Annotated in this window: 10 protein-coding genes; 9 read left to right on the top strand and 1 reads right to left on the bottom strand. The window is 72.4% G+C overall.

All coding sequences use genetic code 11. The features are described 5' to 3' along the window. The first annotated feature begins 128 nt into the window (after window positions 1-128). From MTQ12_RS12830 to MTQ12_RS12805, 6 genes are all read left to right on the top strand, one after another. Complete coding sequence (locus MTQ12_RS12830; RefSeq protein WP_247618914.1) at window positions 129-722, top strand: recombinase family protein; 594 nt, start codon at window positions 129-131, stop codon at window positions 720-722. Between the two features lie 2 nt (window positions 723-724). Beyond that, window positions 725-2,185 carry a Mu transposase C-terminal domain-containing protein gene (locus MTQ12_RS12825; protein WP_247618910.1) on the top strand — a complete coding sequence of 487 codons (1,461 nt, stop codon included), beginning with the start codon at window positions 725-727 and terminating at the stop codon, window positions 2,183-2,185. Then, window positions 2,185-2,997: an AAA family ATPase gene (locus MTQ12_RS12820; protein WP_210047992.1), complete on the top strand. Its 813-nt coding sequence runs from the start codon at window positions 2,185-2,187 to the stop codon at window positions 2,995-2,997. The genes MTQ12_RS12825 and MTQ12_RS12820 overlap by 1 nt, the downstream gene beginning before the upstream one ends. A gap of 356 nt (window positions 2,998-3,353) precedes the next feature. After that, complete coding sequence (locus MTQ12_RS15280) at window positions 3,354-3,746, top strand: WhiB family transcriptional regulator (RefSeq protein WP_295689568.1); 393 nt, start codon at window positions 3,354-3,356, stop codon at window positions 3,744-3,746. Further along, the gene (locus tag MTQ12_RS12810) at window positions 3,743-6,763 is read left to right on the top strand and encodes a hypothetical protein (RefSeq protein WP_247618909.1); all 3,021 of its coding nucleotides are present in this window, start codon (window positions 3,743-3,745) and stop codon (window positions 6,761-6,763) included. Before MTQ12_RS15280 ends, MTQ12_RS12810 begins: the two co-directional genes overlap by 4 nt. Then, window positions 6,760-8,205 (top strand): DUF5719 family protein, encoded by a 1,446-nt coding sequence (locus tag MTQ12_RS12805; RefSeq protein ID WP_247618908.1) that lies wholly within the window; start codon window positions 6,760-6,762, stop codon window positions 8,203-8,205. The genes MTQ12_RS12810 and MTQ12_RS12805 overlap by 4 nt, the downstream gene beginning before the upstream one ends. A 51-nt stretch (window positions 8,206-8,256) precedes the next feature. Here MTQ12_RS12805 and MTQ12_RS12800 read toward each other — a convergent pair whose 3' ends face one another. Next, a complete protein-coding gene (locus tag MTQ12_RS12800; RefSeq protein ID WP_247618907.1) occupies window positions 8,257-8,652 on the bottom strand; it encodes a metallopeptidase family protein in 396 nt (131 codons plus the stop codon). Window positions 8,653-8,689: 37 nt separating this feature from the next. On the opposite strand from MTQ12_RS12800, the gene MTQ12_RS12795 reads away from it, so the two are divergent. The 3 genes from MTQ12_RS12795 to ahcY are packed head-to-tail and all read left to right on the top strand — an operon-like array spanning window position 8,690 to window position 11,969. Further along, window positions 8,690-9,034, top strand: a complete 345-nt coding sequence (locus MTQ12_RS12795) for a DUF3499 family protein (protein ID WP_345032556.1) — start codon at window positions 8,690-8,692, stop codon at window positions 9,032-9,034. Then, window positions 9,031-10,482 carry a phosphomannomutase/phosphoglucomutase gene (gene manB / locus MTQ12_RS12790; protein ID WP_247618905.1) on the top strand — a complete coding sequence of 484 codons (1,452 nt, stop codon included), beginning with the start codon at window positions 9,031-9,033 and terminating at the stop codon, window positions 10,480-10,482. The genes MTQ12_RS12795 and manB overlap by 4 nt, the downstream gene beginning before the upstream one ends. A gap of 35 nt (window positions 10,483-10,517) precedes the next feature. Beyond that, window positions 10,518-11,969, top strand: coding sequence for an adenosylhomocysteinase (gene ahcY, locus MTQ12_RS12785; RefSeq protein WP_247618904.1), 1,452 nt, complete (start codon window positions 10,518-10,520; stop codon window positions 11,967-11,969). Window positions 11,970-12,090: the final 121 nt, after the last annotated feature.

Raw genomic sequence — 12,090 nt, 5'->3', positions numbered from 1 at the left:
CCCGACCGGGCGCACCCCTCTCGGTTCAGACCGCGACACCTACCTGCAGCCAGTCCTGCGTGATCGCGGCAACAAGACCGCCACGGAGCGCTGCAAAAACCCCGCCACCAAGCGAACGAAGCCACACTTTGGGCTATGCCCGAGTATCGACCGGCGACCAAGATGCAAGCTTGCAGCATGACGCGTTGAAGGCGGCCGGCTGCTATCGCATCTTCGCCGACACTGCGTCGGGATCTTTGGAATCGCGTCCCGAGTTGGACAAGCTCCTCGACCAGTTGCGGCCGGGCGACACCCTGGTGGTGTGGCGATTGGACCGGCTCGGTCGCTCGATTCGGCATCTCATCGACCAGCTCGCTGAGCTGCGCGACCGCGGGGTCGAGTTCCGGTCCTTGCAGGAGAACATCGACACCGGCTCATCCGGCGGCAGGCTGGTGTTCCACATCTTCGCCTCGCTGGCCGAGTTCGAACGTGACCTCATCCGAGAGCGCACCAACGCCGGCCTGAAAGCCGCTCGCGCCCGTGGCCGGACCGGGGGCCGGCCGCCGCTGCTGACGAAAGACAAACTTCGCACAGCCCGCAAGCTCTACGAGCAGCAGGACATGACGGTCGCTCAGATCGGAGAGGTCCTCGGCGTCAGCCGCACCACGGTCTACCGCGCTCTGCGTCGTGAACCCGGAGGCACTTCGCCTCGCCGCCGGCAGGCGTCACCCAAGACGGTGTAGTCATGGCTGGAGGCACTCAACCCGCGAACCCCGAGAGTGCGTCCACACGTGAGAACACAGCGGCCGCCCGCTGGCAGGTGCTGCGTCGCCACGTCGAGGACGGCACAACTCTGACCACGCTGGCCGCGACCGAAGGAATCGGACTCCGGACCCTGCAACGCTGGCATGCGGCATACCGCCGCCACGGCATCGCAGGACTCTCCCCGACCGCCCCACCCAAGCGCGAGCGAAAAATTCATCCGGAACTCCTGACGCTGATCGAGGGTCTCGCCCTGGTCAAGCCACGGCTGTCGACCGCAGCCATCACCCGGAAAGCCCGCGCAATCGCGGAAATGCACGGGTGGGAGACGGTCTCCTACAGCACAGTCCGATCCATCGTCACCGCGATGGACCCCGGCATGCTCACGCTGGCCCACCGCAGCAGCGCCGCCTACCGCGACACCTATGAAATCGTATGGCGGCACCGAGCAGAACGCCCCAACGCCACCTGGCAGGTCGATCACACCGAACTCGACATCCTCATCCAGGACGCCAACGGCAAACCTGCCCGGCCGTGGTTGACCGTCATCCTCGACGACTACTCCCGGGCAGTATGCGGCTACATGGTGTTCCTGGGCGCCCCATCCGCCTTGAACACTGCCCTGGCACTCCGCCACGGCATCTGGACGAAGAACGACCCGCACTGGCCGATGTGCGGCATCCCCGACCGGCTCTACGTCGACCACGGCACCGACTTCACCAGCGACCATCTCTCCCAGACCGCCAAGGATCTGCACTTCGAAATCATCTACTCCGCAGTGGCCAGGCCGCAGGGGCGCGGCAAAATCGAGCGGATCTTCGGCACCATCAACACCGAACTCCTGGCCACCCTTCCGGGCCATCTCGCCGAGGGCCACCGCCATCCCGTCCCCGTGCTGACACTGCCGGACCTCGACGACGCCATCGGGGCGTTCATCGCCGATGACTATCACCAGCGCGAGCACCCGGAAATCACAGCATCTCCGCACCAAGCGTGGCTCGGCGACGGATGGCTGCCCCGCCTGCCCGAAACTGTCGATCACCTCAACCTGCTGCTGCTGACCGTAGCCAAACCTCGCATCGTCCACCGCGACGGCGTCCACTTCCAAGGCCTGCGCTATATGTCTCCACTGCTGGCCGCCTACGTCAAAGAGCCGGTCATCATCCGTTACGATCCCCGCGACATCTCAGAAATCCGCGTCTTCCACAAAGACCAATACATCTGCAAAGCCGTCGACCCCGACCACGTCGCCGCCACCGTCAGCCTCAAAGACGTCCAGGCAGCACGCGCCGCCCGACGCCGCGAGCTGCGCGGCCAGATCAACGAACGCCTCGCCGCCGTCACCCGACACCAACCGGTGCCTCCACCCACGCCGCAACCGACTCCCGTCGAACGTCCGAGCAACAAGAAGCCGAAACTGCGGACCTACCTTGAGGATGACTGATGCCCCAGCAACGATTCGTCGCCACCAAAGAACACCGCAGGTTCGCCGAATTCGCCGATGCCGTGCGCCGGCAACACACCATCGGCATCTGCTACGGGCAGGCAGGAATCGGCAAAACCCTGTCGGCCAGGCGATATGCCAACTGGCACAAGGCCGAGAAACTCCTGGAACAATGGGGGCCCCGCGATGACTCGGACCACCAGGTCTACGCCGCCTTAGCCCAAAGGCGAACCGTGTTCTACACCCCGCAGGTCCTCGCCAGCCCTCGCCAGTTCATGCAAGACCTCACCCACATCACCTCTCGCGTGGCGATCTGCATCGACCAACACCTGAACAAGAACGGCACGCGACAAGGACCGGTTATGCACTGGGACAAGCACGTCGAACTCATCATGATTGACGAGTCCGAACGACTTCGCCCTGCCGCTCTGGAGTACCTACGCGACAGCTATGACCGCACCAACACCGCGCTCATCCTGATCGGAATGCCAGGAATCGAGAAGCAATTCAGCCGCTACGCACAGCTCTACAGCCGCGTCGGCTTCGCCCACGAGTACCGGCCCCTCGCCGAAGACGAACTCCGCTTCGTCCTCGAACGCCGCTGGCGCAAACTCGGCCAAACCCTCGACCCCGACGACTTCACCGACGCCCAAGCCCTCGCGGCGATCGCTCGCATCACCCGCGGCAACTTCCGCCTCGTCGACCGACTCTTCACCCAGATGGAACGCATCATGAAGATCAACGATCTCAACACCATCACCGACGACGTCGTCGAAGCCGCCCGCTCCACGCTCGTCATCGGCATCACCTGAAGCCGCCACCTCCAGCTGCAGAAAGCCGCCAACTCGAGCTAACAGTCACAATCATGGGAAACTTCCCGCCGGTGCCGGAGATCCCACAGGTTGTGGTCCAGCGGGTGCCGCAGCCCAAGATGTAGTGACATGTGCCGGAACGCCGGGGAACGCCTGTTCGAATAGCGAGACGCGGGCCGGTCCATCTAGCACTCGCGGGGTTGACTTATGGGTAATGACACGCGTGTAATTTCGGTAGGGGAAAACCGGGAACGGAGCGGCGGCAGCGCCGTCCGGACCCGAACGCAGAGCAGGGGGAAATCGTGTCAGAAGCGCGACATCACGCAGAGGAATGGCGGGCGCCGCACTATCCGTCGGTGACCGAGCGCACCGCGGAGGACTGGTTCGTCGACCCGACCCGCCCGGCGCCCGGCTTCGTCCCGGACCCGCTCTCGCTCGACCCCACGGATCTCTCGCCGATCCCGACCCGGTCCGAGGCCGAGGCCGCCGTGTCCCCGCTCTCGCTGCTGTTCGGCGGACTCGAGGACGGCGTGCTGTCCTGGCAGGACCAGGCCCTGTGCGCGCAGACGGACCCGGAGGCGTTCTTCCCGGAGAAGGGCGGCTCCACGCGTGAGGCGAAGAAGGTGTGCGCCTCCTGCGAGGTGCGCACGCAGTGCCTGGAGTACGCGCTCGAGAACGACGAGCGCTTCGGGATCTGGGGCGGACTGTCGGAAAGGGAGCGCCGCCGGCTGAAGAAGCAGGTGGTGTGAGCTTTGCGGTGACCGTCGTCGTCGACCTCGACGACGGGCCGATCGCACCCGACAGGCTCGCCGCGCTGCGCCGGGACCACGCCGATGTCACCGGCTTCCTCGCGATGTCCTCCGGCCCGGCGCGCGCCGGCGTCCACACCCACGCCGAGGCCGCCTCCGCGCCCGTCCTCGAGCGCTCGCAGTACGTCTGGTTCCTCACCCCCGGCGCGGAGCCGGATCCCGACGCGCTCCCGCTCCTCATCGAGGCGCTCAACACCGCCGAGACCCTCGGTGCCGTCGGACCCGTCGTCACGACGGCCGGTCCGACAGCCCCGCTGCTCGTGTCCGCCGGGGTCACCACGACCCCCGACGGCCTGCGCGTCAACCCGGTGACCCCGGGCGAGACCGACGCCGGTCAGTACGATCGCCGGCAGGACGTGCTCGCCGTCGACGTCCCGGGGATGCTCGTCCCCGCCGCGCTCGTGCGCGCCATCGGCGTGCCGTCCCCCGCGCTCGACCCGGCGTACCGCGGCATCGAGTACTGCCGCCGGATCCGGGCCGCTGGGTACCGCATCGAGCTCGCGCCCGGTGCGGTCGTCGCCGTGCCCGAGGCCGGGCCGTACCGCTCCTCGGCCCGCCCCCTGCCGAGCCCGCGCGCCCTGCGCGAGGAGCACCGGTACCGGCTCGCGCTCACCCCGCGGTCCCGGACCACCTGGACGATGGTCCGGCTCGGAGCCGCCGCGCTCCTCGCCGCCCTCGGCTGCCTGCTGGCCAACGACCCGCGCCGCGCGGCCTGGAACCTCCGCGCCCTCCTCGCGCTCCCGGCCGACGCCCGTGCCACCGCCCGGGTCCGGCGCACCCGCTCCGGCCGCGATCCCGCATCCGTCCTCTTCGCGAGCCGGCACGCCCTCGAGATCGCCCGGCGCGAGCTGCGCGACGACGGGGAGCCGGCCGCGGAGAACGAGCGCGACGCCGGTCCGCTCGACACCGCCGGCGAGGTCGCGCGCTATTCGACGATCGAGGTCGCCGGCCGCCGCAGCCTCCTCCTCCACCCGCTCACCGCGGTCCTCGTCGCCACCGGGATCGCCTCCGGCCTCATGCTCCACTCGCTCGCCGGGCCCGGTGCGCTCACCGGCGGCGCGCTCCCGCGCCTCGACGTCCCCGCCGGCGCCGTCCTCGACCGGATCCTCACCCCGGTCGACCGCCAGGGGCTCGGCTCCGCGCTGCCCGCCGACCCGCTGCTCACCGTCCTGCTCATCGCCGCGCTGCCGTTCCTCGGCGACCTCGACCTGCTCGTGCGCGTGCTGTGGTTCGCCGCGCTGCCGGGTGCGGCCCTCATCATGTACCTGTGCGCCGCGCGTCTCGCACCGCCGGCCGGCATCCGCGGGCTGCTCGCACTCGTCTGGGCCTGCTCCCCGGCGCTCCTCCTCGCCCTGCTCGAGGGCCGCCTCGGCACCGTCGTGGCCTGGCTGCTCGCGCCGGTCGCCTGCTGGGCGCTCGAACGGGCCGTGCGCCTGCGCCGCGCCACCGCGGCCGCCGGGGCCGGACTCGCGCTCGCCGTCGTGCTCGCCGGCGCCCCGTTCCTCGTCCTGCCGGTGACCGCGGCGCTCCTCGTGCTCCTCGTCGTGCTGCGCCGCCCCGGCCTCGTCTGGACCCTGCTGCCGACCCTCGGCCTGTTCGCCCCCTGGCTCGTCTCCGCCGTGCGCCACCTCGATGTGTTCCTCACCAACCCCGGCGCACCCTTCGACTTCGCCACCCCGGCGAGCTACGAGCTCGGTCTCGGCTATGCCGCCCGGCCCGGGTCCGCGCTCCTCGACCAGTGGCTGCCCGACGGCCTCACCCCGTGGATCCTGCTCGCCCTCATGCTCCCGCTCCTGCTCGCCGGGGCGCTCGCGCTCACCCGGGTGAAGAACTCACTGGGCCTGCTGCTCGCCTCCACCGCGCTCTACTGCGCCGGGCTCGCCGGCGGGATCGTGCAGTCCGCGCTCGAGGCCGGGCTCACCGCCGACCGGCTCATCGCCTCCTACCCGGGCGACTCGCTGCTCCTCATGGGGCTCGGCGCGGTCGGGCTCATCGCCTGCGCCCTGTGGCCGGCGGACTTCGACCGCGCCTCCCGGCTGCGCTCGGTGAGCCTGCGCATCCTCGTCCCGGGCGCCGCCCTGCTCGTGCTCGGCGTATTCACCGCCCAGTCACTGCTCGGCGGGCTCGCGCTCACCCGCACCCCGGACTCCCCGCTGCCGGCGTTCGCCACCGAGCGCGCCACCGGCCCGCTCGGCCAGCGCACCCTCGTCCTCGACACCCGCGACGGCCAGCTCTACGGCGAGCTCGCCGGGCCGGGCACCGGGACCGTGCTCACCACTGCGACCCTCCACCAGGCGCAGCGGATCGGCGGGGGGCCGTTCGACCGCCGCCCCGAGCCCCTCGATGCCGCCGACACCGCGCTCGCCACCGCGATCGGCGGCCTCACCGCCGGCGACGGCTCCGATGTGCGCCCGGCGCTGCAGGAGCTCGCCGTGGGCTTCGTCGTCGTCCGCGACACCGCCGAGGACTCGCTGAGCCGGGACGTGTCGGTGTCGACCGGGCTGACCCGGCTCGGCGACTCGGCGCAGGGCCGCCTGTGGCAGGTCGAGACCGACGGCGCGCCGATCTCCGCCGTCTCCCTCGTCCACCCCGACGGGAGCGTCGAACCCGTCGAGGTCCACGACGGGGCGTTCACGATCCCCGCCGGCGAGGACGGACGCACCCTCATCGTGTCCGAGCGCGCAGGACTCACCTCGGTGCGCCTGGGCGGCGCGCCGCTGCCCGCGGCCGAGGCCGGGTGGCGCACCGCCCACGCCGTCCCCGTCGCCGGCGGCAGCGGCACCCTCGAGGACCGCCGGGCCGGTCACACCGTGCTCGCCGTCACCGGCCTCGTCGTGCTCGGACTCGCCGTCATCACCGCGCTGCCCTTCGGCCGGTCGGACGCACCGCTGCGCACCGGGGGCAGCCGTGCCGTCCCGGTCCGCCGCACCGCACCGCCGAGGAGGGCCGGGACATGATCAGCGAGCGCAACCTGCGGTCCCTCGTGACCTTCGCCGGGATCGCGGTGCCCGGCGTGCTCATCGCCGCCACCGGCTTCCTCACCCCGCTCGCGGGAGGCTCCGTGCAGCGCGGCCCGGAGCAGATCCGGCTGCCCGCCTCGGACACCGTGTCCGTGTGCCCCGGGCCCTGGCAGACGGCGGAGGAGGCCGCCGGCACCGACGCGGAGTTCTCCACCGATCCCGCCCCGCCGGCGACGGTGCAGTCGGCGACCGTCCTCACCTCCGCCCCCGACGGCACCGCGCAGGCCGCCGGTCTGCGCTCGGAGTCCCTCGACGGGGCGGAGAACTTCACCGTCGGCACCTCCCGCGGCTTCGTCACCGGCGACGACCTCGTCGACGCGCCCACCCGCATCACCGGGCTCGCCGCGGAGGAGCACCCCGCCCTCGTGTCCGCCGCACAGACCGTCGCCGCCGACTCCGGGGACTTCGCCGGGCTCGCCGCGCTCAGCTGCACCCGGCCGGCCACCCGCGCGGTGCTCACCGCCGGCGGCACCGCCGCCGGCGCCGATTCCCGGCTCCTCATCGGCAACCCCTCGGCCTCGCCGATCACCGTGGACATCGCGCTGCGCGGTGCGCACGGCCGCGTCCCCGCCGCCGGGGAGGACGCGCTGAGCCTGGCGCCGGGCGAGCAGCGTGCCGTCCAGCTCGGCGCGCTCGCCCCGGACGAGGAGGTGCTCGGGATCGAGCTGCGCGCCGCCGGCGGACTCATGACCGCCGCCCTCCAGCAGATCGAGCGCGACGGTCTGACCGCGCTCGGCATCGAGTACGGGGTTCCGACCGCTCCGGCCGGCACCACCGCCGAGGTCCCCCTCGCCGCGGCCGGCTCCGCCGCGGTGCGGATCGTCAACCCCGGCGACACCGCGGCGAGCGCGCGCATCGAGTACCTCGGCGCCGACGGCCCGGTGGAGATCGAGGCGGGCTCCGCGGCGATCCCGGCCCACGGCACCGTGGAGGTCGCGCTCGGCGAGGTCCCGGCCGGGATCGTGCGGATCAGCGCCGACGCCCCCGTCCACGCCGGGACCCGCCTCACCGCCGGCGGCGACTTCGCCGAGGTGCCCGCGACGGCTCCGCTGCGCGCCGGCCAGCTCCTCCTGCTGCCGCGCGGGCCGGCGGCGGAGGTCGTGCTCGGCAGCGCCGACGGCGAGGTGGTGCTCACCGGGGTGCGCGAGGACGGGACGAGCACGGAGCCGCACGCCGTCGACCTGTCCCCGGACCGGGCGAGCACGGTGACGCCGAGCGCGCTGTTCGGGGAGACCGTCACCGGGCTGCGCTTCGACACCCCCGACGGGGTGCGCGTCCATGCCGCGGCGATGGCAGTGAGCGAGGCCGGGATCAGCGGGCTCGCTGTGCCTGAGCCGCCCACCGGGATCGGCTACCGCGACATCCGCCTCGGGCACTGAGCGTGCGCCGGGGTGCGCCGGGCGCGGGACGGCAGGCGCGGCGGGCGGGGGTCAGCCGCGCGCCTCGGGCCACAGCTCGGCGGCATCGCGGCCGCACAGCAGCCCGGCCTGCTCGCCGATGATCCGGCCGAGCAGGTCGACGAGCTCCTCGCGGTCCGCGCAGCGCGAGTCGATCGGCAGCCGGTGGACGACGATCGTCGCCGGCCGGCCCGGAGTGGCCGGGAACACGCGTCCGAGCTCGACGGCACCGGTGGGCGGGGGCACCCGGTCGACGGCGAGCACGACTCCGTCGAGCTCGCCGTCCGCGCGGGAGCGGATCCGGTCCATGATGCGCGCGGCGAGGCGGTCGAAGCGCGCGGCGCGCGAGCGCGCGCTCGGCACCGGGGCGGAGAAGATCTCCCCGCGCAGGCCGCGGCCGTGCCGGTCGCGGGCGTGGGAGCGGGACATGGGGCCGATTGTATTAGACTCTCGTGGTGTGCCCGGAGTGAGACTGTGTTCCAAGACGAACTGCGCGAACAGCGCCGCGTGGACCCTGACGTACGTCCACGCCGACGCCTGCGTGGTCATCGGTCCGCTCGCGATGCGCGCCGAGCCCGGCGCCCACGACCTCTGCTCCCGCCACGCCGAGCGCCTCATCGCCCCGCAGGGCTGGCAGCTCATCCGGCTCGGGGCCGGCGAGGAGCAGCCCGAACGCAGCCGCGACGACCTGCTCGCGATCGCCGACGCCGTGCGCGAGGCCGCTCGGCCCAAGCCCGCGCCGGCCGCCGGGCCCGCCCCCGTCGCGCGGAGCCACGGCCACCTGCGCGTGGTCGGGGACCCCGAGGAATGACGGACCGCTCCTCCCGGCTGTCCCGCGCGCTCAAGGCCTACGACCTGCGCGGCCGGGTCGGCGACGACCTCGACGACGACCTGCTGTTCGCGCTCGGCTGGGGCACGGTGCGCACGATGCGCGCCCGCCACGGCACCGCCGGGGTCGTCATCGGCGCGGACATGCGCCCGGACTCCCTGGGATTCGCCCGCGCGCTCGCCCGCGGGGTCGCCGCCGCCGGGGGTGCACCCACCCTGCTCGGCCTGTGCTCGACCGACCAGCTGTACTTCGCCTCCGGGCGCTCCGGCCTGCCCGGCCTCATGGTCACCGCGAGCCACAACCCGAGCGGCTGGAACGGCATCAAGGTGTGCGGCCCGCACGCGGCGGGGATCTCCCGCGCCGGCGGCCTCGACGCGATCGCCGACTCCGCCCTCGACGCCCCGCCGGACCCCGCCGCCGGCGACCCGGCGGCGGCCGCGGAACCCCGGCCGGACCCGGACGCGGCCCGGGAGCTCGCCGTCGGGTATGCGGAGACGATCCGCGCGCAGACCGGCATCACTGGCCTTCGCCGGCCGCTCACCGTGATCGCCGACTGCGGCAACGGGATGGCCGGCAAGCTCCTGCCCGAGGTGTTCGGCACCGCCGCGCTCGCCGCTCCCGTCCTCCTCGACGTGCGGGGGATGTACACCGAGCTCGACGGCACCTTCCCGAACCATCCGGCGAACCCGCTCGACCCCGCCAACCTCGTCGACGTGCAGCGCGCCGTCGTCGACTCCGGTGCCGACCTCGGGCTCGCCTTCGACGGCGACGCCGACCGCTGCTTCGTCATCGACGAGACCGGGCGGGCGACCTCGGCCTCGGCGATCGGGGCGCTCGTCGCCCGCCGGGAGATCGCCCGCGCTCGCGCGGCCGGGGAGGACGCCCCGGTGGTGCTCCACAACCTCATCACCTCGCGCGCGGTGCCGGAGACCGTCGCGGCGGCCGGGGGCCGGCCGGTGCGCACCCCGGTGGGCCACTCCGGGATCAAGCAGCTCATGGCCGAGCACCGGGCGGTGTTCGCCTGCGAGCACTCCGCGCACTTCTACTTCCGCGATTTCTCCGGCGCCGACAGCGGCATGCTCGCCGCCTGCCACGTCATCGCCGCGCTGGCCGACACCGGCGGGACGCTCAGCGCGCTGCTCGCCGACCTCGACCCCTACGCCGGCTCCGGGGAGATCAACTCCACCGTGGCGGACCCGGCCGCCGCGCTCGCCCGGTTCCGCGCCGCTGCCGGTGCCGGGGCGTTCGGCGCGGGCACGCTCGACGAGCTCGACGGGGTGACGCTCACCGGCGCGGACTTCTGGGCCAACGTGCGTCCGTCGAACACCGAGCCGCTCGTCCGGTTCAACTGCGAGACCCCGGACGCCGCGCGCACCGCTGCCCTCACCGCCGAGGTGCTCGCACTCGTCCGCGCCGACGATCGACCCTAGACTGGACGCACACCCGACGGACAGTAAGGACTCACGTGCTCGAACACCGCATTGCCGACATCACCCTCGCCGAGGCCGGCCGCCACCAGATCCGCCTGGCCGAACGCGAGATGCCCGGTCTCATGAGCCTGCGCGAGGAGTACGGGGACGCCCGGCCCCTGCGCGGCGCCCGGATCGCCGGCTCCCTCCACATGACCGTGCAGACCGCCGTGCTCATCGAGACGCTCATGGCGCTCGGCGCCGACGTCCGCTGGGCCTCGTGCAACATCTTCTCCACCCAGGACGAGGCTGCCGCCGCGGTCGTCGTCGGCTCCGGCACCGTCGAGGAGCCCGCCGGGGTGCCGGTGTTCGCCTGGAAGGGCGAGACGCTCGAGGAGTACTGGTGGTGCACCGACCAGATCTTCCGCTTCCCCGAGGGCGCGAACCTCATCCTCGACGACGGCGGCGACGCCACCATGCTCGTCATGGAGGGTGCGGAGGCCGAGGCGGCCGGCGGCGTGCCGGAGCCCGGTGAGAACGCCTCCGCGGAGGCCCGCGTGTTCGCCGCCCGCCTGCGCGAGTCGCTGGCCGAGGACGCCGGGCGCCTGACCCGGATCCGCGACGGGCTGCTCGGCGTGAGCGAGGAGACGACCACCGGCGTCAACCGGCTCTACCGCCTCGCCGAGGCCGGCCGCCTGCCGTTCCCGGCGATCAACGTCAACGACTCGGTGACGAAGTCGAAGTTCGACAACCGCTACGGCATCCGCCACTCCCTGCCCGACGGCCTCAACCGCGCCACCGATGCGCTCATCGGGGGCAAGGTCGCGCTCGTCATCGGCTACGGCGACGTCGGCAAGGGCAGCGCCGAGGCGCTGCGCGGCCAGGGGGCGCGCGTGCAGATCGTCGAGATCGACCCGATCTGCGCCCTCCAGGCGGCGATGGACGGCTACGAGGTCGTCGACGCGCAGGCCGCGATCGGGCAGGCCGACTTCGTCATCACCACCACCGGCAACACCCGGGTCGTCGACACCGATCTCCTCACCCGCCTCAAGCCCGGCGCGATCGTCGGCAACGTCGGCCACTTCGACGACGAGATCGATCTCGCCGGCCTCGAGAAGCGCAGCGGCGTGGAGATCGTCGAGATCAAGCCGCAGGTCCACGAGTGGACGATCCCGGTGCCCGCCGAGCTCGGGCTCGACCGGGAGGAGACCTCGTTCATCGTGCTCTCGCAGGGCCGACTGCTCAACCTCGGCAATGCGACGGGCCACCCCTCGTTCGTCATGAGCGCCTCGTTCACCAACCAGGTCATGGCCCAGCTCGAGCTCTTCACGAACCACGACGACTACCGGCCGGGCGTGCACCGGCTGTCGAAGGTGCTCGACGAGAAGGTCGCCCGCCTCCATCTCCCGGCGCTCGGCGCGCACCTCACCGAGCTCACCAAGGAGCAGGCGGAGTACATCGGCGTCGACGTGGCGGGCCCCTACAAGCCCGAGCACTACCGCTACTGATCCCGCCACCCCGCGCAGCACTGCGGCACAGCCAAACGGCAAAATCCTGCGGTTCCTGAGAACGGAACCGCAGGATTTCGCTGTCTCGGCCGGTGCGTGCCGCACCGCGGCGGAGGAGCCC

The sequence above is a fragment of the Brevibacterium sp. R8603A2 genome (assembly GCF_023072605.1).
Lineage (GTDB): Bacteria > Actinomycetota > Actinomycetes > Actinomycetales > Brevibacteriaceae > Brevibacterium > Brevibacterium pityocampae.
Note: the sequence above shows the minus strand (reverse complement) of the source record. Positions and strands in the feature narration are given on the sequence as shown.